General features: G+C 46.5%; 18 protein-coding genes. 8 read left to right on the forward strand and 10 right to left on the reverse strand.

All coding sequences use genetic code 11. The annotated features are described in order from the left end of the window. Positions 1 to 135 precede the first annotated feature (135 nt). A complete protein-coding gene (locus NKT06_RS29485) occupies positions 136 to 1,089 on the reverse strand; it encodes a nucleoside hydrolase (RefSeq protein WP_017691781.1) in 954 nt (317 codons plus the stop codon). 274 nt (positions 1,090 to 1,363) lie between these two features. Next, entirely contained in the window at positions 1,364 to 3,613 is a 2,250-nt protein-coding gene (locus NKT06_RS29490) for an MMPL family transporter (RefSeq protein WP_253441593.1), read from the reverse strand. A gap of 176 nt (positions 3,614 to 3,789) precedes the next feature. Between NKT06_RS29490 and NKT06_RS29495 the strand changes: the two genes are divergently transcribed. Then, positions 3,790 to 4,425 (forward strand): TetR/AcrR family transcriptional regulator, encoded by a 636-nt coding sequence (locus tag NKT06_RS29495; RefSeq protein WP_253441595.1) that lies wholly within the window; start codon positions 3,790 to 3,792, stop codon positions 4,423 to 4,425. A gap of 146 nt (positions 4,426 to 4,571) precedes the next feature. Here NKT06_RS29495 and NKT06_RS29500 read toward each other — a convergent pair whose 3' ends face one another. Then, complete coding sequence (locus NKT06_RS29500) at positions 4,572 to 5,369, reverse strand: MORN repeat-containing protein (RefSeq protein ID WP_253441597.1); 798 nt, start codon at positions 5,367 to 5,369, stop codon at positions 4,572 to 4,574. 342 nt (positions 5,370 to 5,711) lie between these two features. Here NKT06_RS29500 and NKT06_RS29505 point away from each other — a divergent pair, with 342 nt between their 5' ends. Then, the gene (locus NKT06_RS29505) at positions 5,712 to 6,278 is read left to right on the forward strand and encodes a GNAT family N-acetyltransferase (RefSeq protein ID WP_483311638.1); all 567 of its coding nucleotides are present in this window, start codon (positions 5,712 to 5,714) and stop codon (positions 6,276 to 6,278) included. A gap of 39 nt (positions 6,279 to 6,317) precedes the next feature. Here the strand turns inward: NKT06_RS29505 and NKT06_RS29510 are convergent, their stop codons facing one another. Continuing rightward, positions 6,318 to 7,214: a diacylglycerol/lipid kinase family protein gene (locus NKT06_RS29510; RefSeq protein WP_253441599.1), complete on the reverse strand. Its 897-nt coding sequence runs from the start codon at positions 7,212 to 7,214 to the stop codon at positions 6,318 to 6,320. 314 nt (positions 7,215 to 7,528) lie between these two features. Here NKT06_RS29510 and NKT06_RS29515 point away from each other — a divergent pair, with 314 nt between their 5' ends. Continuing rightward, complete coding sequence (locus NKT06_RS29515; protein ID WP_253441601.1) at positions 7,529 to 8,134, forward strand: YcjF family protein; 606 nt, start codon at positions 7,529 to 7,531, stop codon at positions 8,132 to 8,134. Between the two features lie 404 nt (positions 8,135 to 8,538). Here NKT06_RS29515 and NKT06_RS29520 read toward each other — a convergent pair whose 3' ends face one another. The 4 genes from NKT06_RS29520 to NKT06_RS29535 form a co-directional block, all read right to left on the reverse strand. Beyond that, positions 8,539 to 8,676 carry a hypothetical protein gene (locus NKT06_RS29520; RefSeq protein ID WP_253441603.1) on the reverse strand — a complete coding sequence of 46 codons (138 nt, stop codon included), beginning with the start codon at positions 8,674 to 8,676 and terminating at the stop codon, positions 8,539 to 8,541. 118 nt (positions 8,677 to 8,794) lie between these two features. Continuing rightward, a complete protein-coding gene (locus NKT06_RS29525; RefSeq protein ID WP_253441605.1) occupies positions 8,795 to 10,672 on the reverse strand; it encodes an ABC transporter ATP-binding protein in 1,878 nt (625 codons plus the stop codon). Continuing rightward, the gene (locus tag NKT06_RS29530) at positions 10,669 to 12,396 is read right to left on the reverse strand and encodes an ABC transporter ATP-binding protein (protein WP_253441607.1); all 1,728 of its coding nucleotides are present in this window, start codon (positions 12,394 to 12,396) and stop codon (positions 10,669 to 10,671) included. Before NKT06_RS29530 ends, NKT06_RS29525 begins: the two co-directional genes overlap by 4 nt. Continuing rightward, positions 12,393 to 12,938: a MarR family winged helix-turn-helix transcriptional regulator gene (locus NKT06_RS29535; protein ID WP_253441609.1), complete on the reverse strand. Its 546-nt coding sequence runs from the start codon at positions 12,936 to 12,938 to the stop codon at positions 12,393 to 12,395. Before NKT06_RS29535 ends, NKT06_RS29530 begins: the two co-directional genes overlap by 4 nt. 280 nt (positions 12,939 to 13,218) lie before the next feature. On the opposite strand from NKT06_RS29535, the gene NKT06_RS29540 reads away from it, so the two are divergent. The 3 genes from NKT06_RS29540 to NKT06_RS29550 all read left to right on the forward strand — a co-directional run bounded on the left by NKT06_RS29540 (position 13,219) and on the right by NKT06_RS29550 (position 18,378). Continuing rightward, positions 13,219 to 15,207, forward strand: coding sequence for an S-layer homology domain-containing protein (locus tag NKT06_RS29540; protein ID WP_253441611.1), 1,989 nt, complete (start codon positions 13,219 to 13,221; stop codon positions 15,205 to 15,207). 208 nt (positions 15,208 to 15,415) lie between these two features. Beyond that, positions 15,416 to 17,233, forward strand: a complete 1,818-nt coding sequence (locus NKT06_RS29545) for a sensor histidine kinase (protein WP_253441613.1) — start codon at positions 15,416 to 15,418, stop codon at positions 17,231 to 17,233. Continuing rightward, positions 17,230 to 18,378 (forward strand): response regulator, encoded by a 1,149-nt coding sequence (locus NKT06_RS29550; RefSeq protein WP_253441615.1) that lies wholly within the window; start codon positions 17,230 to 17,232, stop codon positions 18,376 to 18,378. Before NKT06_RS29545 ends, NKT06_RS29550 begins: the two co-directional genes overlap by 4 nt. 175 nt (positions 18,379 to 18,553) lie before the next feature. Here NKT06_RS29550 and uxaC read toward each other — a convergent pair whose 3' ends face one another. Beyond that, a complete protein-coding gene (gene uxaC, locus NKT06_RS29555) occupies positions 18,554 to 19,996 on the reverse strand; it encodes a glucuronate isomerase (protein ID WP_253441617.1) in 1,443 nt (480 codons plus the stop codon). Positions 19,997 to 20,199: 203 nt separating this feature from the next. Between uxaC and NKT06_RS29560 the strand changes: the two genes are divergently transcribed. Both NKT06_RS29560 and NKT06_RS29565 read left to right on the forward strand, forming a co-directional pair. Next, positions 20,200 to 20,943, forward strand: coding sequence for an MBL fold metallo-hydrolase (locus tag NKT06_RS29560; protein ID WP_253441619.1), 744 nt, complete (start codon positions 20,200 to 20,202; stop codon positions 20,941 to 20,943). A gap of 83 nt (positions 20,944 to 21,026) precedes the next feature. Continuing rightward, positions 21,027 to 21,308 carry a hypothetical protein gene (locus NKT06_RS29565; protein ID WP_253441621.1) on the forward strand — a complete coding sequence of 94 codons (282 nt, stop codon included), beginning with the start codon at positions 21,027 to 21,029 and terminating at the stop codon, positions 21,306 to 21,308. A gap of 627 nt (positions 21,309 to 21,935) precedes the next feature. Here NKT06_RS29565 and NKT06_RS29570 read toward each other — a convergent pair. Continuing rightward, the gene (locus NKT06_RS29570; protein WP_253441623.1) at positions 21,936 to 23,417 is read right to left on the reverse strand and encodes an alpha-amylase; all 1,482 of its coding nucleotides are present in this window, start codon (positions 23,415 to 23,417) and stop codon (positions 21,936 to 21,938) included. Positions 23,418 to 23,548 lie beyond the last annotated feature (131 nt).

Below are 23,548 nucleotides of genomic sequence, written 5' to 3' on the forward strand. Positions count from 1 at the left end.
TCTATATAAGTCAGCCCAAAACAAAAAAGCCGCACGGCAGGGACGGGATCATGGGGTTCAACCCCATTTCCGACACTGCCTGCGGTTTTATTTTTGTTGTACCTTTAAGGATGGCAAGCCCTAAGGCTGCCTGAATTAGTAGCGCTGCGGAGCAGCTTTTTTACCCAAATCCGTCATATACGTAAAGAACGCTTCCGGATCGGTATCATACACCAGTTGTACTGGACGTCCGTCTGCTTGCTCCACCGTGCGACCCTGGCTAGGACCATCCGGGATGACAATACAGTTCACGGTTTTCTTCTTCACGATGTCCTCGCGTCCAACGGAAGCCGTTGTCAGCACATCCCACAGATAGTATGTGGAATTTGTCTCACTGTACACCAGTGGCGGACAACCTGCGTAACAGTTACCCAGGAAATCAACGCCTTCGAAGCGACGCTCTGCTGCCCAGCGGTTACGAACGGCTGGAGTCAGAGGTACTTTGTTTGTGCTTTCCAGTGCAACCAGATCGATCTGGATGCCGCTCTGCCACACACGATAAGCCGCTTCCGGGTCCCAGAATACGTTCCATTCCGCTGTGCCATCATGCTCAGGCTCTTCTACGTTACCACGCTCGAACGTACCGCCCATCCATACCAGCTTGTCGATTTTCTCTTCAATGTCTGGTGCTTCGTCCAGTGCACGCGCAAGGTCAGTCAGTGGGCCTGTGAACAGGAGCAACGTTTTGCCTTCAGTATTGCGTACTTTCTCGATCAGATGCTGGTGTGCCGGAACGGCAGAGAGTGGTGCTTCCATTTTGCCGGACTCGTTCAGTACAGGAAGTGCATCTACATAGAAGGAATGCAGTCTCCACGCCGCAGGAAATGGATTTTTCCCTCTGGAGTTGGATTTAGATACCTCTACGGAATATGTACCGAAACGATCGATAATTTTACGGCTGGCATCTGTTGCTGGCTCCAGATATCCGTCTGCCGGAATAACCGATACCCCGGTTACATGTACATTGTCCATTTGCAGAAGCATGAACAGCGATACGAGGTCATCTACGCCGCCGTCATGGTTGAAATACACATTAAGTTGGTTCGTCATGCTTGCTTTCATCCTTCCCCTGGTTGTCCCATTGATGTTGATCATCCGTCTGCTCAAGGCCGACGCTCTCTCTATTATGTCCCATAACCCTTGGCTACGTAAACCTTCCCTATGCAAAGAAAACAAGGATTACGCCTCATCCTGCGGATATTTTACAGTTCCACCATTCCATCACAGGAGCAGACCCGTCCAACTCAATTCCGTGCCATTGTTGTGCAAAAAGAAATGGACAGCAGGCTCGAAACCCCGCTGTCCATCTCACCCCATCCATGCATTACATGGACTGGTTTTGTTTCTGGTTCTGTTTCTGTTTCTTCTCATTCTTCTCAGCAATCGGAATATACTTGCCTGGCCAGAAGGCCCACTTGCCCAGCAATGTGGTGATTGCCGGAACCATGAACGGACGTACCAGGAATGTATCCAGCAACACACCAACAGCCGTTATAATTCCGAATTGCACCAATACTTGAATCGGCAGCGTCGCAAGTACCGCAAAGGTTCCTGCCAGAATCAGGCCGGCAGAGGTAATAACCGAGCTCGTCTCACCGACGCCTTCCTTAATAGCTTGACGAAGCGGCATCGTTTTGCGTTTCTGCCAGATGCTTGAGATCATGAAGATGTTGTAGTCTTCACCCAATGCCACCAGGAATACGAAGGAATACAGCGGAATCGCGCCCTGTATGGCATCGGCGCCAAGTCCGTAGTGAATAATGATCCAACCCAGACCCAGTGCAGAGAAATACGACAGAACAACCGTTGCAATCAGATACGCCGTAGCTACAACAGAACGCAAGTATAATAGCAGCAATAGTGTAATCATGCCGATGACCACCGGAATAATGATCTTGGCATCCCGTTCTCCAGCCACTTCAATGTCATACTGTTCTGCTGTCTGACCATCGATCCAGACCTGACTGTCCACATTGGTTACTCCAGCATCTTGAAGCGCCTGTTCCGCAGTAGCCCGCAGATCCGGAATATGCTGCATCGCCTCCATGGAATATGGATTCAGATTAAATTCCACGTCATAAGCCGTAATGTTAGCATTCTCGGCACCCTGTTGGGCATCGCCTACTTTGCTAATGTAATCCAGCGATTCAAGCCGCTGCTTCAGATCAGTTTCTTTGCCACCTGAATCTACAATCACTTTCACTGGAGCCAGCTCGCCTTGGGAGAACTGTTCACCAATGACCGTGAAACCTTCGCGGGAAGGCACATCCTCCGGGAAGGAAGACAACAGATCATATGTGAATTTAACCTGAGTTGAGAATGCTGCCAGTCCTCCCAGCAATACCAGGGTAATTGCAAGCACGGCCCAAGGTTTAGTGACCACCGTACGGCCAATCCAGCTTTCCTTCACTTTGCGTGGGGCAGGAGCCGGTTTGCCTTTTTTCTTGGCACGTTCGACTTCCATCTCATGGGTACGCGGTACGAACGGGTAGAATGAACCCCGGCCAAAGATCGCGAGCAGTGCCGGAACCAGCGTCAGACTTGCAATAAACATAATAAAGATGGATAGACTGAATGGTACGGCAAAACGATGATACGCACCATATTCAGCCAGCAACAGCACCAGTAGTGCTGCAACGACCGTGAATCCACTCATGGCAATGGCGCCGGAAGATCCGGTAATGGCCTGGAAGATGGCTTTCTTTTTGTCCGGCTCATGGTAGAGAATTTGGCGGTATCTGGAGATCATGAACAGGCAGTAATCCGTTCCTGCTCCAAATAACAATACAGTCATGATTGAGATTGACTGTGCGTCCACCGTAATCCAGCCTTGATCCGCCATGAACCCGAGAATCGGACTGGTCACCATATACGCGAATCCAACCGCAATAATTGGGATAATCGCTAGCACTGGCGAACGATAGATCAATAGCAGCAGCACCAATACCAGTACAACCGTAGCGATAAGCAAGGATACATCGGCGGAAGAGAATAGTCCGCTCGCATCAATGGATATCCCTACTGGCCCTGTTACACGAGCAATCAGTGTATTGGCATCATCTATAGCTACATCGAACGGGTTTGCCCCGAAGATGTCTTGTGTTTTTTGCTCAAGTGCTTCAATGCCTTGTTCTAATTGTTCTGCATCGGCACCTTCATTGAAGAAAAGCGGCATAACCAGGGTGCTTCCGTCTTCCGAAAGCTGGCCTTTCAACGCCTGTGGCGGCAATTGATAGAGTGGCGCAACGGACTGCTGTTGTTCTACCGGATCTTGATCCAGTCGCTCCGTTAATGCCTGAATGTTCTCAATCTGCTCATCCGTCAAACCGCCGGCTTGACGCCATACGATCAGCGCGGGCAATCCTTCACCACCAGGGAATTCCTTCTCGGCAAGTGCAGCTGCCTGAACCGATGGTTTGGATTCACTCAGATCCTGTGCGTTATTGGTTTCACGTTCACCTACAGCAGGCCATACCATGCCAAGCACAACGGCGATTATGATCCATACCAAAAGTGTAATCCATTTGCTTCGTTTGCCAGCAACCCAACGGCCATAACCCGAACCTTCCTGCATTGTCTCTTCATCTCCCTATTCTGTTTCTATGAAGCCCTATTTATGTGATGGTGTAGTAATGAACCACGGGTCATAGTATAATTGAGTTAATTATATATACCGGAAGGTTAATTTTGCAATGCCTAATTTGTGAACATCCTTAGCCAGCGATTAAATACGTAAAGAGGTCAGTGATTATGAGCAAAAAAACAAACATCCCCCGGTCACCGGGCAGACCCAAAACGGGTGCCGATCAGGCATCTGTCCAAACCAACATATTGATGACAGCTTCACGTCTGTTTATGGAATATGGGTATGAACCCGTCTCTCTCCAACAGATTGCTTCATTATGCAATGTAACCAAAGCATCAATCTATTATCACTTCACCAGCAAAGCCGATCTGTTCACCGTTGCCATTACCCGCATAATGTCGATGAGCATGCAGCAGACTTCACTCCGCCTGGAAGAACCCGGCACATTACAAGAGCGGCTGATCAAGGTAGCGCAAGCAAAGATGCAGCACTCCCATATTGAGACGGAGAGCATGATGCGAGAAGCCGAGAAGCATCTGAATACGGAGCAACTCAGCCAGATTCGAGAAGCTGAGGTTCAGATCTTCGAAGTGCTTGCGGCCCACTTCCAGCAGGAGATGGACAATGGTTATTTGCGGGTTGCCAGTCCCATGCTGCTTGCCCATGCATTTACGTCACTGCTCATGCTCGCGAACCGCGAAGATGTACGCAACATGAATGGTGGCAGTATTGAGGAACTTGCACGGGAACTTGTGGCCCTGTTTCTGGATGGAGCGGTTAAGCGGAGCGAGAATATATAGCTGTATCTCTAAGCAGTTATGCCAAAAAACCATCGGGCGATGTAATGAACACACCTACCGATGGTTTATTGGTTGAACTCTAAACATGATTATAGGACTCTGCTCTCGACAATGTTGAATTGATTCTGTAATTACTTACCTGTTACTTAGTCAACAGTGATATAAATAGATATATTAGGGCCATCACTACTATTCTCCGTATAGAATTTACCTTCACCCGTTGGTCTTCCGTTCTTAAACATGCCCACATAGACTAACTTACCGTTCAAGTACCCTTTACCTTTGGCGGTAATAGCTCCATTTTTAGCCTGCCCATCATAGATGATTACACCATCTTCGTACAATTTAATTTTGCCAGAATACGTGGGTACTCCTTTATCAAATGCACCAACATAGGCAATTTCTCCATATTGATATGCTTTACCTTGTCCCTGTGGCAATCCATTCTTAAATGTGCCCTGATAGAACATCTCACCAGATTCTGTATACCACTTACCTTGACCATGAAACGAACCCTTCAAAAAATCGCCCTTATATTTAACTGTTCCATCTGGATAATATTCGGTGCCCTTACCTGAAGGAAGCCATGTTTCAATATCCACCTTACCAACATAATTAAACTTTCCATTTGGGTAGTAAAGCTTTCCCTGTCCATTAGAAATATCCGAGTACAGCTTTCCATCTGCGTTATACCTTTTCCCTTCATGAGGCCTTCCCGCTACAAACTTACCTTCAAAGCTCTTCTTCCCATTTGAAAAATAGGATATTCCTTTACCATTAGGTACGCCATTTTTGACTTCTCCCACATATTTGTGTTTTTCACCAGAAAGAGTAATATAGATCTCTTTTTTCGCTGCTGAGACCTGTCCCGGTGAAGTAAACAGCGGTGTAATCAAAATTAAAAAAACAGTAAACCACTTCAAACAATTCTCTAACTTTCGCATTTCTGTAAATCCCCATTTCTATTTTTATAGAATCTATCGGCCTGCTAAGATTAAACTGATATGCCTCTTTAAACTATGAATGTCTGGTTTACTACAACACAGCTTTGTATACAGTACAGCAAATCAAAATATGTAATTCGAGCAGAGTAATACGAATCTTCAAAAATGAGTTTCTCTTCGACTTAGCAAGCACGACAATACTTATATCGACCATTATAGCTACAAGCATGAGAAAATATGGTAAAGTGTTGTTAATTATCTATTTCCCGTTGATTAATACGATACATAAAATGAATAACCTAGCCTTGAACCCATAGGAGGAAAAACCATGTCACCACCAAAATCATCCCCCGTCTGCTGGAAACAAAGCGCATATACCTGCGTCCCTTTGAGATTACAGATGTGGATGTTTACTTCCCTGGACTGTTTGATGCCAAGATGCGTAGGCTGACGGGAACACAGAACAGTTTTACACGTGCTCAGGTTGAACGTTATGTTGAAAATGCAGCACAGGATGACTCCAGACTCATGCTACTTATTGCTTTACAGGAAAATGACCAGATCATCGGAGATGTCGTCCTGATGGACATGCATGCCAAGAATCGCAGTGCACATATCCGGGTTGCCATCGATCAGGCGGAGCATCAAGGCAAAGGCTACGGTAGCGAGGCATTACTGCTTATGCTGGACTACGGCTTCGGTATCTGTAACCTGCATCGAATCGAGCTTGAAGTGTACGCCTTCAACGAGCGAGCTATTCGCACGTATGAGAAACTCGGATTCCAGCGCGAGGGTGTGAAGCGGGATGTCTTGTTTTACAATCACCAATATCATGATGCCATTCAGATGAGCATGCTGGAGGATGAGTTCAGGCAACGTCATATGAAAGATCAGGCAGGTAATGATTAAGTTTCCTTTCAGCCAAAATCAAACCAAAAAACCAGGGATTTAGTACACCTCCCCGGTTAGAAATTTCAGATGACCCGTCAGCACCGATAGCTCGGCGGGTGTCTTCATATACAATTCGCCATCCGTGTCAGCTGACATCGGCGTATCTGTGTTCACTTTTAGCGTAGATGCCTTGAAGTATGAAATGCTCTCACTCTGAGGTTGCCAATCTCCCTCCGGCTTATGCGACAGGATCTCTCGCAGCAGCGGGATGCCTGTCTCATGAATAATGAGTACGTCCAGCTCCCCATCCTGCAATGCATCCGGTGCAAAAGGCAGGGCATTCGTTCCCAGGAAACGGCCGTTGGCTGCGTAGATCATCACCGCTTCGCCTGCCATCTCTTTCCCATCCGCCTCCAATTGATAACGAAACGGCTCCGTATGACTAATCGTCTGCAACGTGCTGATGAAATAACTAAGCTTACCCAGCGCGCCTTTCAGATTCTCGTTAATATTCTGCGATGCATCACTGATCAAGCCAATGCCAAAAAAGTTCGTGAACACCCGATCGTTAGCTCGTCCCACATCAATAGATACCACCCGACCTGCGAGCATTTCTTGTGCAGCAGTCTCTGCATCGGGTGAAATGCCGAGTGAACGCGCAAAGTCATTACAGGTGCCTCCAGGCAATATGCCAATCAACGGAGGATGTTGCAGATCAGCCAGTCCATTCACGCATTCATGCACCGTGCCATCCCCACCCAGGATAAAAACCACATCGAATTGTTCCCCACGCTCACGACACAGCTTCTCTCCCTCACCTGGTTCGTCCGTGCGCACAATAACGAGTTCATGAACAGCGGGAGCCAGCACACCAGCGACAAGACCCACTGTATTCTCACGATTGGCCTTGCCTGAATGATGATGATGAATTAACAATGCTTTGTTAAACTCCATCCTTCTCTTCCTCCATTCCAATGCTTCTTAACCTTTACCCATATAGGTCGAAGCCGTAAACAAGCCCTGCGCTAAGCAACCATCATTCCGAATAGGTTCCCCAACCAGATATGCACCCTAATCCTCATTCATTCGTAATAGCTATATAACTCGTTGATCTTACAAACCATTTCCTTGGTTAACCAGATGTATGCATGAGAAAAAGGGTTTCTCCACACCTTATGTCATAAGGCTGCAAATTTTGCTGGTGAGAACCCATTCAAAACAATTCAAAACGGTTATATCTATACCATATACGAATGGAGGGATTCCGTATGATTCCAGCAACGTTGGAACAATTGGAGCAAGTTCGCAAGGAATGCCGTACCATGGTTCGCAAAAGAGCTACCGCATCTGCCGGTACAACACTCGTTCCCCTGCCCGGTACAGACGTACTGGCTGATGTGGGGATGCTGATGCAGCTGTTGCCTGCCATTAACAATAAATTCGGATTATCACAAAAACAGCTGGACGGCATGGACCCCGAGACCAAATCCATGATCTATGGATTCGTCATGTCCATCGGAAGCAAAGTCATCGGACGTATGGTGACGAAAGAACTGGTTGTACAGGTTTTGAAAAGAGTCGGCGTACGCGTAGCCACCAAATCGGTCGCCAAATTCGTCCCATTTGCTGGACAGGGATTGGCTGCTGCACTTAGCTTCACAGCCATGCGCTATGTGGGTAACAAACATGTGGATGACTGTTATGAAGTCGTCAAACGTATGATTGAGCAGCGCGAATTGATCCCGGGCGAACCCGCTCCGTCTGCACTGGAGGAAGCTAAGAATGATGAAAAGGAGCTGGACGTAAAATCGTCTACCCGTAACGGTCCAGATGATGCAGATGAGCCTGCGAAAGAGTTGTCTGACGATCGCTAAATGAACTGGCTCGGCCCCGATTTCTATATCGGGTGATGACTCGCGACTCAAATTAGGGCAACATTCAACGTTCGGCTTCCATATATTAAGATGAAAAGGGACAAAGCAGTGTATACACTGCTTTGTCCCTTTTTTAAACATCATAGCTCCAATTACTGGAGCAAGATGATGTGTACCAATGTGTAAACATATATACCGATGTGTGCCAATGAATAGAAACCTGTCGGTTTAACAGATGACATGATATCTAACGAAGCGAGCACACGCTATTTGGTCATTTTCAGCCATTCCGGAAATGTAACGAACCGTAGACACTTTATTTCCTCAATCTGCAGTTTATTTTACCGTTTTGTGCTGCTTATCCGAGAAATAACATGTCTCAAGTTCGTTAGAATTGGAAGTGCTTAATAATCCTCCATATAAGGTGTCAACGATTCGTTAGCCTGGACGATGGATAACGAATCCACCTGTCTGCATCTCACGCAAACAATTGAAAGGCTGACGAGCACCTCAACCCAGTTACCATGCCAACGTTCTTTCATATCTTATATATCCCGAATCCAATCAGCCCCACATTAGAATCCACTCGTCTGGATACACAACAAATAGCCGGGAACCCCTAATAGGGGCTCCCGGCTATTCTTGTTATTTACATTTTCATCAGATCGCCTGCGGTTGTTGCTCCGCAAATTGACTATTGTACAGATCGGCGTAGAAGCCCTGACTTGCCATCAATTCATCATGATTGCCCTGTTCAATCACGTTACCATGATCCATCACCAGGATCAGATCAGCGCCGCGAATGGTGGACAAACGGTGTGCAATGACAAAGCTCGTGCGATCCTTCATCAGATCATTCATTGCTTTCTGGATAAACACTTCGGTCCGTGTATCCACGCTACTCGTCGCTTCATCCAGAATGAGGATGGCCGGGTTCGCCAGAATTGCTCTTGCAATGGTCAGCAACTGTTTCTGCCCTTGAGAGATGTTCGACGCCTCTTCATTCAGCACCGTATCATATCCATCAGGCAGTGTACGAATAAAGTGATCCGCATGTGCCGCAACGGCTGCCTTGATTACATCCTCTTCCGTAGAACCTTCTCGACCATAGGCGATGTTGTCCCGAATCGTTCCGTTGAACAACCAGGTATCCTGAAGCACCATGCCGAACAGACTGCGCAGCTTGCCACGCTCCATATCCTTAATGTCGGCACCGTCAATCGTAATCTGACCATCCTGAATTTCATAGAAACGCATTAACAGGTTGATCAGAGTCGTTTTACCGGCTCCCGTTGGTCCAACAATGGCTACCGTCTGTCCCGGTTTTACATTAATGTTCATATTATGAATGAGCAGTTCATTTTCTTTATATCCAAAATTAACACCTTGGAACGCAACCGCACCTCTAGGCTGCTGTAATTGCACAGGTTGATTGGACTCCGGAACTTCTTCCTCTTCATCCAGCAACTCAAATACCCGTTCTGCCGAAGCAATCGTCGATTGAATGATATTGGAGATATTAGCAATCTGGTTAATTGGTTGTGTGAATTGACGGGAATACTGCGTGAAGGCCAGAATATCCCCGATGGAGATAGATCCACGTGTAACGAAAATCCCACCAACCACACAGATCAGTACATAACCCAGGTTACCGACAAAACTCATGAGCGGCATAATAATACCGGAGATAAACTGGGCTTTCCAACCGGATTCATACAACTCTTCATTGACCTTCTCGAATTGCTGTACCGATTGTTCTTCGCGTCCAAATGCTTTGACAACCTTGTGTCCCGTGTACATCTCTTCGACATGACCGTTCAGTTCCCCAAGGGATTTCTGTTGACCCGCAAAGTGTTTTTGAGAACGGGAAGCGACCAGCATGACAACAACAACACTGAGTGGCAGAGTCAAAATCGTGATCAGCGTCATCCATGGACTAATCGTCAGCATCATGATGATTACTCCGACAATCGTTACGATGGACGTAATGAACTGTGCCAAACTTTGCTGAAGGGTATTACTGATATTGTCCACGTCATTCGTGGCACGGCTCAGTGTCTCCCCAGTCGTGCGGGAGTCGAAATATTTCAAAGGAAGGCGTCCAACCTTCGCACTGATCTGCTCACGCATGTCATAGACAACACGCTGGGCTACACCAGCCATCAGGTATTGCTGAACATACATGAATGCAGCACTGAACAGATAGAGCCCGCCAAGCAGGTATAATACTTTCATCAATGCAGGAAAATCAATCCCGGCCCCCTGCACACCCTGAAGGATGGCAATGGCGCCTTTGCTGAGAATATCCGTACCTTCGGCCATGATCTTAGGACTGATGATACTGAATACGGTACTCAGAATGGCTGCAACCAGCACACCGAGTAGACGTGAACTGTGGGGCTGGAGATAACGAATCAAACGCCGTAGTGTGCCTTTGAAATCTTTTGCTTTCTCAGCGGGAGGTCGCATGCCCATACCGGGACCGGGTCCCGGTCCACCGTGGGGACGAGGCGACTTGCGTTCTGTACGTTCACTCATGCGATCTCCTCCTCTGTCAGCTGGGAGGATACAATCTCGCGATACACTTCATTGTGCTCCAACAGCTCTTTATGTGTTCCTGAACCTACTATTCGGCCCTCATCCATAACCAGAATGCGATCGGCATCCATTACTGTACTTACGCGTTGGGCTACAATCAGCACAGCCGCTTCTGTCGTTTCGGACTTGAGCGCAGCACGAAGTTTAGCATCCGTTTTGAAATCGAGAGCAGAGAAACTGTCATCAAAGATATAGACTTCCGGACGGCGAACAAGTGCGCGGGCGATGGACAGACGTTGCTTTTGTCCACCAGATACGTTGTTACCACCTTGCGCGATAAGGCTGTCATATCCATCTTTCATCTCGGTAATGAAGTTCTCTGCCTGAGCCGTACGGGCCGCATGCACAACTTCATCCATTGTGGCATCGTCTTTCCCGTGACGAATATTCTCCGTAATCGTACCCGTGAAGAGAACTGCCTTTTGTGGTACAAAGCCAATTTTGGCACGTAAATCTTCCTGCCGAAGCTCACGCACATCCGTACCATTTACCCGAACACTGCCTTCGGTCACATCATAGAATCGTGGAATAAGACTGAGCAATGTCGATTTCCCCGAACCCGTACCACCAATGATGGCGGTTGTCTCACCTGAGCGAGCTGTGAAGGATATATCGGACAACGCTGGATTCTCTGCGCCCGGATAACGGAAAGTTACATTGTCAAACTCAATCATACCCTGCATGGATTGCATACCACGAGGCTGCTCGGGATTGCTAAGATCCGGATGCATATCAAGCACTTCGTTGATCCGTTCTGCCGATGCTGAAGCTCTTGGAATCATGACAAAGATCATGGAAACCATAATCAGTGAGAACATGATTTGCATGGCATATTGAATGAAGGCAATCAATGCACCGATGTTCATATTGCCGCTGTCGATCCGCATCCCACCAAAATAAAGGATGGCAATCATCGAAAAGTTCATAACCAGCATCATCACAGGCATGATGGTCGCCATGAGCACATTAACTTTAATCGAAGAATCTCTCAGTTCCGTGTTGGCCCCGTTAAAGCGCACACGCTCATGCTCCCCACGGTTGAATGAACGAACGACGCGAATCCCTGTTAACTGCTCACGCAGCACGAGGTTGAGTCGGTCCAGCTTTTTCTGAATGGTTTTGAACAAAGGTAAACCCTTGGAACCAATCAGCGCAATGGCTCCGCCCAGTACAGGAAGCACGACCAGGAAGATTGTAGATAGTTTAGCGTCCTGTGATACCGCCATGAAGATACCCCCGATACACATGAGCGGAGCCATAATCATCATGCGCAGCATCATCGTAAGTACATTCTGTACCTGCGTGATATCATTCGTCGTACGCGTAATCAGGGAAGCAGTACCCATCTTATCGAACTCTTGGAGCGAGAAGTTCTCCACATGGCGGAAAACTCTGCTGCGCAATTGTTTGGCAAATCCACCCGCCGTTCGAGAGGAGAGGTAACTGGCGATCACCGAACACGCTGTTCCGCCAATCGCGATGACCAACATCCATCCACCAATCTGCCAAATATACGGGACATCTCCTTTAATGATGCCGAAATTCACGATATCTGCCATTAGTGTAGGCAGATACAATTCAGCAAGCGACTGAAACAGTACCAAAACCAGAATGAAGATAATCGGTATTCGGTAAGGCTTCAGCATGCGAAACAGTTTCATCATGGCGTATCATCTCCTCTTGTCGTCGAATCATCCTTTTGCAAGGAAGTTAATGTATCAAAAAAGGTGTAAACCTTTGTCAACAACTCAGCCAGCTGAGTACTGTCTTGCTCACCCAGATGCTCGACTAACTTGTTGAATATTTCCATTCGTTCTTGGTGAGCAGCCCGAATAACTTCACGACCTGCTTCAGTAATCGTGATACGCACAGCACGGCGATCCTTCGGGTCCATCGTTCGTTCCACCAGCCCTTCGTCCTCAAGGCCACGAATAACCGGGGTTATCGTTGGTGATTTCACCCGCAGTAACGCACTGATTTCCGATACTTTTAATCCTGGGCGACTCTCATTTAGCTCTCTCTCAAAATCTGGCGGATTATCCCGCCAATCCAGACGTTCTCCCGGATGCGTACCATGAAGCAAACAAGCCAGCACCATAATTTCATTGTGATTGCGCCCATGAGGTTTATGTTGCCTCCATTTGCCTTTATTAAACTGCATGATGGAGTACAAAAGCTTCTGAGCGACTGGATCTATATCAGTCATAATGGGTCCCTCCTTCTTTCTCTTTATCATTCCATAGATATCCAGCATCATAGGACATCTATTAAATAGCAGTACAATTAAATAGATGCACAATTAATTAGGTGTACTAAGTATATTATCGCAAGAAGCCAATGTCAAACATCAAAAAATAACCAATATTAGCCCATAACCAAGAGCCTACACGCGCTTGATTATGGGGTTTATCATTTTGCCGTCATTGGAGCCAGATATAATTAATTTAAAGTGTGGTAACCCGAATTGAAGGAGATGAAGATTGAAGATGAACAGATTCAAAATAGGAAAAACAGGCTTGTTATTGGCTTTGTTTGCAGTTTTATTAAGCGGATGTGTAACCAACAAAAGTTCCATTATAATACTATATCCCAATGATAAACCGAGCGAAGGGACTCAAATATTTTTCAGGTATTCCAGTGGAGAAGTTGTACAAGTTCCAGATATCGGAGGTAACAGCAGTGTAGAAGCTATCATGGATATTAATAAAAAGATCGTCGGGGGATACGCTGAAGCGGATGGAATAGCTTGGGTTCCCGATAACTATATCCCTGATATGTCTGGCAATCTAATTAATATTCACAATATTCAGAGTAACAAATCAGCAACTGCCGCACATCATGTGCAGTTAATTGCGGCATCTCAGCCTTCCGCCTATCCGGGTTATCTAAATTATACGTTGGCTGTCTACGATGAGCAGGGGCAACCTGTTAACAATCGAACTGAAATCTTCCTGCATGGAGACGATCCAAATTTAGAATTTCATAGTCTGAATGGATATGGTGACCCAACCGTAGCCAATGGATATTCATACTATACACAGGGTGGACTTGTAACCTTTCCGATCAAATCGGGACCAATCACAAAACCTATCAGCGTATACTCTGGCTCAAAATTACTTAATGATAACTTACTATCCATTGTTACCGATGTGAAAATAACCACCCCGGACGATGTCTTTTCTGTACTTGCTGGTGAAACGTTGGCTCTAAATGCTGCAATCTCACCTTCTAACGCGATCAATCCTGCCGTGACTTGGTCTGTCTCGCCTCAAACCGGAACGGCCACGATCGATCCGACTACAGGCGTACTTACCGCCGGAGACCCGGGAACCGTTTTGGCTCAGGCGGTTGCTACAGATGGTAGTGGAGTTGTCGGCAGTGTGCAGGTCACCATTAAGCCAACTTCTGTTCTCGTGAATTCCATTACTATCAGCGGAAGCAATTCTGTGCAACAAGGTCAGTCCATTCCACTCACGGCAAATGTCCTTCCAGCCGATGCCAAGAATCCTTCTGTCGTCTGGTCAGTGCAGGACGGAACAGGTAAAGCGACCATTGATGCAAACGGAAAACTAACGGGAACAACAGTAGGAACCGTTCTGGTTAAAGCCGAGGCAGCAGATCTATCAGGCGTATTCGGAACCAAAACCGTTGTAATTACCACGTTTAACAACGGAAGTAATGGAGGCAATACAGGTGGTAACTCTGGAGGTAATTCAAGTGGTGGTTCAGGCTCACCAGCAGCTCCCACACCAGTTCCTACACCTGCGCCAACGCCCGTGACTCCATCCGATCCGAGTCCTCAGCCAGCACCCGGAACAGCTGTGGTACCTGGACCTACATTCAACAGTCAAATTCTTAATATGGATAGCTTCATATCCAGCTTCACTCAGAAGGTTAAAGCTGCACAGTCCAATCCTGCGACTGTTCAATTAACGGATACCACCACGCACTGGGCGGGATCAACTGTAACTACATTCGTGAAGCTGGGTGTCGTAACGGGTTATACCGATGGCTCGTTCCATCCAAATGCCAGTATTACCCGTGCTGAGTTCGCAACCCTGATCGCCAAAGTATTTGATCTGTCGAGCAACCAAGGCAAAACAATAAGCGACGTATCGGGTCACTGGGCAGAATCGTCCATTCGATCTCTGCAAAGCAAGGGTGTGTTGTCCGGTTACCCGGACGGCACATTCAGACCGAATCAAGAGATCAAACGTTCTGAGATCATCGCCATCATCTCGCGCATTATGGATTTAAGCAAAGTAACATCCGCAGAAGCACCCGCTTTCTCCGATCTGGAGCAAACTTGGAATAAAGATCAACTCCAGCAAGCGGCAGCAGCCGGAATTATTCAAGGAGATCGCAATGGAGAATTCCATCCCGCGAACTCCGCTTCCCGTGCAGAAGCACTGACTATTATTTTGCGAGTTCTCCAGACCAATTCTGAATTTGAAGCACTTCTGCAATCCCTATAATATGATGAAATAATTGAAGCCTGCCAAGCCTGTTTCCAGGTCTATGGTGGGCTTTTTTAACAGATTCAACCATCGATGGAAGCTTCCTTTTTGATCTCAAAAATAAATGTGAGTATCCGCTCTCCAACACGTATGTTTTTAATCCTTATTCTGATAACATAGGAGGCATATCTTGCATGAATATTACTTAGATCGAGGCGGCCCATCCATGAACCCTAATATGTATTTATCTGTATTGCTGATGGCTGCAACCTGCTGCACATTAATGCTCGCTTACCTCTCTTACAAAAGAAGAAACTCACCCATAGCCGTCAGTTACGGACTGGGGATGCTTGTCAGCTCTTTTTATACATTCGGCTATGGCTTCGAGATTATTAGTCAACAACTGGACCATATTCGATTCTGGCTTCGAATTGAATATATTGGCATTCTGCTTGGGCCAGTGTTCTACTTTCTTATGGTGCTTCAGTACACAGGCCGTGAATCATGGGTGCGTACACGCAGTGTAGTTCTGTTGCTCCTTGTGCCTTCTTTTACATTCATCACACATAATACCAACGAGTGGCATCACTTGTTCTATACCAATATGACGCTCGATACATCCTGGGGATTCCCGCTTGTGTCTCTTGAGAGAGGACCTTTATTTTCTGTTCATGTCGTCTTTTCCTATGCACTGTTCTTTATTTCTATTTTTTTCCTGGTACAGATGTTGCTTCGTGCCACACCCCCTATGAAAAAACAAATCATATTTATGATTATTGGCTCCTGTGGACCATTCATTTTCTCACTAATATACCTAAGTAATATCTTTCATTCGCCTCTTGATTTTTCTCCATTTGGATTTGTGATATCGGGCATCTTCTACACATGGGGAGTCTTCCAGTTCAACATGCTTCGTCTGGCTCCGCTGGCGTACCAAAAGGTATTCGAATCCATACAGGATGCTGTTATTGTCTTCGATCTGGATCATGTGTTGACCAGCTACAACCGTTCTGCCCGACATATCATTGAACCTCTTCATCCCAAAAGCTTGGGCAAGCATGCAAGTCAGATACTCGCACAATACCCACAGCTTCTAGCAAAGCTACTTGAACAGGAACCGCTTAACGATGTCCGCAAAATTCAACTCTCCAACGACCCAAGTGGGAGAATCTATAACGTTCATCTTTCTCCTGTTCAGCATCAAAACGGTAAACCTATTGGCAAGATGCTACTGCTTAATGATGTGACTGAAGCCGTACAGGCGGAGAAGAAACTTCGTGACAACGCCCAACAGTTAAGTGAGCTCAACACGTTCAAAGACCGAATGTTCAATGTTGTGGCTCACGATATTCGTGATCCTGTAGCCGTACTGGTTAATCTGATGGACTTGCTTGAGGAAGAACTACAGGAATCCAATGCTGATCATGAAGAGATTGTCCATGAGATGAAGCACCAGATCCATAATACGTTCGCTCTGGTAGAAGGACTGCTGGAATGGTTCCGCAGCCAAAGCGGAGGGCAAGTCTTCCATCCGGTGGAACGGGATCTACATTATTCTGTGGAGAACAGCATACGTTTGTTACGTGTTCGCAGCGAGAATAAGCAGATTCGAATGGTATCGCGTATTTCACCAGGAGTGTCCGTCTATGCGGATAAAGAAATGCTTGATCTGATTCTTCGAAACCTTTTATCCAACAGCATTAAATTCACTAATCCGGGAGGACAGATCACGTTGAATGCCGAACGAAAGGATCAGCATATTGTGGTATCCGTAAGCGATACGGGAGAAGGCATTACAGATGAGCAGGCCCGGTCCCTGGTTCAGGATGAGTATCCAGTATCGGCAACGGGAACGGCAGGAGAACGCGGCATCGGATTTGGCTTGAATCTGTGCCGGGAGTTCGTACGCCTGAATGGGGGCGAAATCTGGTTTGACAGCAGACCTTCGCAGGGCAGCAACTTCTACTTCTCTGTACCTCTTCCACCCCAGTCTAATGCAACCGAGACTTCTCGATATTCCGTGCAGGTGGAGGACAATACATGAAAATGAAGGTCATTCTGATAGATGATGAGAAAGCCATGCATTTGATTATGAAAAAGATGCTGGCGAAGATCGAGGAAGTGGAGGTCATGGGTGCATTTCTGGATACTCAGGCCGCATCATCGTATCTTGACGAGCACGAGGTAGATCTCATTTTTGTCGATATTAATATGCCCCGAGAAAGCGGACTGGAATTTGCAGAAGCACTGCGAAAGCAGGGCAAACAGACCCAAATTGTATTTATAACGTCTCATATAGAATATGCCTTATCAGCATTTGATGTCTTTGCCTTTGATTATATGGTGAAACCAGTGAAAAAGGATCGGCTCCTCCAAACGTTACATAGAGCGCTGGCAGCGTCGCGCAGCAAGTTACCTGAGGAAGAAGTTGTGTGGACGATTGAAGCGCAAGCGGTAGAGTTCAATGCTCTGGGCAGAATCGAAATTCACAGCGACCACGGAATCAAGACCAAATGGAGATCCAGCAAAAGTATTGAATTGTTTGCATATCTGCTTGTCCAGCAAGGACGGCTTGTATCCCGTACCCGTCTCATTGAAGATATTTTTGGAAACATGCCACAGAAGAATGCCGAAGTCTACCTCAACACAACGGTCTATCAGCTACGCAAGTTGCTTAATGAGTACGGGCTGAAAGAAGTACTTCATACGTACAATCATTATTACGCTCTGAATTTATCCGATATTACGGTTGATTTTATCCGCTTCGAAGAAGGATGTAGGCGGCTATCTGTCATTCAATCCGAGGCCGACATAGAGCAAGCCCTATTGATTGAGCAAATGTATGTGGGTGATTTATTTGGAGAGTATGGATACACGTGGTCCTTGAGCGAGATTGAACGACTGTCACTTATATATAGTGCACTAAACCAGCGGTTGTGCAGTGCCCTGCTGGAAGCCAAAGATACCAGTAATGCTATCCGCCTACTCAAAAAACTTCTGCAACGCAACGAATTACACGAAGAATCGCTGATTCTGCTCATCCGAGCACTTTCCATGCAGAAGAACAAGGAAGCCCTGATCAAACATTATGAGCAATATACAGCACATTTACTTCAGGAAATAGGTGCTGCTCCTTCTCAGGATCTTGCTGCTCTATATGCACAATTATTATCGGAAACCCAATCGTGATAGGGTCAATGGATGTAATGGCTCGAATATAGCATACAAAAGAAGCTCCCTTCTATACTCCAGTGGATGATGACCCGGAGTAAGCAATGGGAGCATTTTTTATTGTAATGGAAAAGAAGAAACTAGAAAATCTTATGATTTCATAACTTGCATGGTTAAGTGCGCTTGCTACGTATCAAGACTTTGAAGCAGAGACCGTTTTAAGCACGGAGGCAAACGGGAAATACTCTTTTGCATTGTTGTAGGCAATGCCCTGTACGATCTGACCAAGCAGCTCCATATCCTGCGGTGCCTCCCCTTGTTCGGCCCATTCACCGATAAGGTTGCAGACCAATCGACGGAAATACTCATGGCGGGTGTAGGAAAGGAAGCTGCGTGAATCGGTCAGCATACCAACAAATCGGCTGAGCAGACCCACATTCGCCAGCGCCTTCATCTGGGCGAGCATGCCGTCCTTCGTATCATTGAACCACCATGCTGCACCAAGCTGGATTTTGCCAGGAATGCCCCCGCCTTGGAAGCTGCCAATGATCGCTGCAAGGACTTCATTATCCCTTGGATTTAAGGAATACAGAATCGTTTTGGGTAACGCCTGCTGCTGCTCTAACGCATCGAGCAATCCAATCATTGCTGATGATAGCGGTGTATCATTCACGGCATCGTAACCGGTATCCGGCCCAAGTTTGGCAAACATCCGCGTGTTATTATTACGGGCTGCATTAATATGGAACTGCATCACCCAACCCCGCTCTGCATACAGTTTGCCAAGAAACGTCAGTGTGACCGTCTTATACTTGTCCTCTTCCTCACGAGTTACCTTCTGACCTGCAAGTGCCTTTGCAAAAATCTCACCCGCTTCTTCTCGCGTAGCCACACCGTAAGGAACATAATCCAGTGCATGGTCAGAGACTCGGCCGCCTGCGGAATGGAAGAATTCCACACGGGACTCCAGCGCAGCAAGGAAGGATTCATAATCTGAAATTGCAGTGCCGGATGCTTGTGACAACTTGCCCACCCATTCAGTGAATGTATCCCGGTTTAATTCCAGTCCTTTATCCGGGCGGAAAGAAGGCAATACCGCTGTATCAAAGCCCTCGATCTCCTGAATCTTCAGATGATACTCCAGCGAATCGGTTGGATCATCGGTTGTGCACACAACAGTGACATTGGATTTGGTAATCAGATCACGTGCACCGAATCCGTCACTGTTCAGCTTGGCATTTACTTTATCCCATATAGCTGGTGCGCTAGTCTCATTCAATACTTCGTAAACGCCGAAATATCGCTGTAATTCCAAGTGAGACCAGGCGTACAGCGGATTACCAATCATCATGGGTACTGTTTTGGCGTAAGCCAGGAAACGATCGTAATCGGTTACACCTTCGCCGCCAGTCACATATTGCTCTTCAATTCCGTTTGCGCGCATGAGCCGCCACTTATAGTGATCACCGTATAACCAGGCCTCCGTAAGATTGCCAAAGGTTTTGTTCTCGTAGATCTCCTGAGGACTGAGGTGGCAATGATAGTCAATAATCGGCATGTCTTTGGCATAATCCTCATATAACTTGACCGCCGTTTCATTATGCAGCAAAAATTGTTCATCCAGAAAAGATTTCATTCGCCTCGCACGCTCCCTTTAGGTGAGTTTACGTTCATATGGGTTCACTTCCCATCTTTACGCTACACTGTTTGCCATCAAAGTTCAATATAAAATGATAGCGTTATCAAAAAAGGTTGATTTAGGCATATATTCGCGAACAAGGTATACTGGATTTAACGCAGGGATGCTGATCTGAAGATCACACAAGGAGATGAATTTGAATGAAAATTACTTTTCTCGGCACAGGAGATATGTTCAGCGTGGAGCAGCACCACAATAGTATGTTGGCTGAATTTGAAGACACGCATCTGGTCATTGATTTTCCGGAATCCAATGCCAAAGCACTCAAGGAATATGGATTCGCCATGACCGATATCCACAATGTTTTCATTACGCATCTACACGAAGATCATATTAATGGTGTACAGATGCTGGGTTATTACACACAGATTGTGGGCGACCGCAAACCCCGTCTGTTCATCCATGAACAATTGGTAGATCCGCTCTGGAACATTCTATCCCCCGGCATGAGCTACACAACGGATGGTGAACGTACCTTAAGCGATTACTACGATGTCGTTCCCCTGCCAGATGGAGGCACATTCGAACTGGGCGGTGTGACGTTTGAGACATTTCGGACGCAGCATGTTCCCGGTATGGTCAGCAATGGGCTGCTCGCCAAGCCTTACTTCTATTACAGTGCAGACAGTACACTCGACCAGGAACGGGTGGAGCAAGTTGCCGCTGATGTGCAGCTAATTTTCCATGAATGTCATATGCATGATCTGGTCATCAAATCTCATACCTCATTGAAGGATCTGGAGCAACTGCCAGTTGAAGTGAGACAGAAAACCGTGTTGATGCATTATCATGACGAGTACGCGGATGCGAACAAACGGGAACAATTCAACCGGGATCATGATCTGCGGATGGTTGGTACGCTGGAATCATTTGAACTGGAGTAGGTAAACGGAGAGAATTAGATAATTGATGGATTCGTACCGTAATCTTGCTGTATTCGTTCTGTATTCTAATGGAGGTAAGTGGTATGGAATATCGATTTGAACAAGATCACTTTTTGATATATTCTCCTGCAAGAAGCACCAGTAATGGAGACATCATGGTGGTTAAATTACTGGACAGACCATTTAAGGATAAAGTTGAATTCCTTGTTAACAGCAAAAACTATGAGTGCACTACACACCATGAATATTTAAACTTTGAGCCAACTTCTCATCATAAACCTGAAAAGCCTGGAGCATTTTCAATGGAACGAAGTGAGTTCAATCAAATGTGGGATACGATGAATCAATATTTTGAAAAGCAATAACCTTACTATTTTAAAACCGGCAGCGTCTACTCAGTTTCCTCATACGTAACGAGTTAGCGCTGCCTTTCTATTAATCTACTCTCTCCCAATACCTCATATACTCAATCGTTCTCGGAGACGGCTCGGCATGGATATAAAAATAATCTTCCGTTCGCTGATTATTTGGGCCATAAGAAATTTTGATATACATATCTGCATAACGCTGGATGATATTGCTATCGATCTCCGCTTTTGGCTTCAAAACATAGTTAAGCTAACGAATCTGAGAAGCCTTAATGCGTCCAAAATCCGAGGTTTCAGTATTCTAACCAATCTCAGACGCGTTAATCTGTTGATATTGCTCCAATTGGCGCTATTAAAATCACTTTTGGGAGTAATAAGGTTACTGAGATTCGTTAGGAATTCAATAAGGCTAATTTGGTGTAAATAGGGCATGCTGAGTTCGTTAGGAGTTCTGCTGAGTTGGAGTTTTAGTCATACATAGAAAAATGCAAAAAAACCACCTGAACATAGGAGTCTATCTCTCCTGTTCAGGTGGTTAACGATCTATTTATACACCATTTTTATATCCATCGGTGCATCTTTCTTATTCTGCCTGATATATGCCATTCTGTCTGCCACATGCCGTTACTCAGCGTCAGCGCAGTCCTCATTCTGCTCTGGAAGGGCCCATACCGAGACACCTCCACCGCACACATGGAAGGTGGCCCAGCCGTCTTCCTCAATGGTAATCTGATCCTCACAACTGTTCGTCAGATCCACCCAGACTTCACCAGCACGATGCTCTCCGACGAACATTCTCTTCTCGCCGTCATCACCATTGGAGATGACCACCGCACATCCGGAACCTTCGATTTCCTCTACGCCACGACGAACCCAACCAATCGTATTGGCGTGATCGAAGTAATCTTCCTGTTCTCCATATGCCTTGTTGCAGCGGGCAGACAGCAGAATGTCCAGAATTTCTTTTTTGCCATCCACAGGTTCAGGTCCACCAATACCGTAATAATCCCCGTAAAATACAACCGGATAACCATCGCGACGTAATAGCGTCAATGCATAGGCGCTCGGCTTAAACCAGTCACCAATCCAGGATTCCAACGCCTCATGAGGTTGGGAGTCATGGTTATCTACGAAGGTTACCGCATGGGTAGGATGGGTCTGAACCAAGGTGTCATCAAAAATTTTGGAGAGATCAAAGTCTCTGCCTGCAAGAGAAGCCTCATGCAATTTGTAGTGAAGAGACACATCAAACAGATCGATCTGATAGTCTACCGTATCAAGGAATTCACGACATGCATCCAGGTTCGAGTTCCAGAACTCACCTACGATGTAGAAATCCTGACCGCGTTTGCGGATCATCTCTGCTGCGAACTCCTTAATAAATTCGTGGTTGATATGCTTAATCGCATCCAGCCGGAACCCGCCGCACTGGAGGGTGTCGATCAACCATTTCCCCCAATCGATCATCTCGCGCCGCACATCCGGATGGTTATAATCTATGTTGGCGAACATCAGATAATCGTAGTTACCAAACTCATCATCGACATTCTGATTCCAGTTCTTGTTCTCACCTGCGATGCGGAATACACCTGTTCGTTCTCCCTTGGCGTCAAAGTCTGTACCGTTGAAATGTTCAGAGCTCCACTTAAAGGAGGAGTATTGATCGCCGCGACCCGGGAATGTGAATTTGGTCCAGCCCTCAATTTCGAACGGCTCAGAAATTTCCTTCGTCCGATCATTGGGGTCAACCTCGATCACTTTAAAGACTTCCGTCTCATCTGCTCCGGCCTTGTGATTCATGACCAGATCCACATAGACGGCAATTCCGTTCTTCTGACACTCGGCAATGGCCTCCACCAGTTCCTGCTTGGTGCCATATTTGGTCCGCACGGTACCCTTTTGATCAAATTCGCCCAGATCGTACAGATCATATACACCATAACCTGTATCTTCTGCTGACACTGCCTTGGTTACGGGTGGTACCCATACCGAGTCAATGCCTTTGGCTTTCAGTTCCGGGGCCATTTCAGCCAGTCGCTTCCAATGATCTCCGTCTGCAGCCAGGTGCCATTCAAAAAACTGCATCATGGTATGATTTCTCTTCATTATAACCGACCTCCTTGATTGCTTTCGAAGCGGACCGCGGAACGGATAGGGTAATCGCCGTTGTTCGTTCGTTGCTAACCAAGTTATAACCCTTTCACCCTACCCTTCAATCATGTAAAGGAAAGAAATCT

Source organism: Paenibacillus sp. 1781tsa1 (assembly GCF_024159265.1).
Lineage (GTDB): Bacteria > Bacillota > Bacilli > Paenibacillales > Paenibacillaceae > Paenibacillus.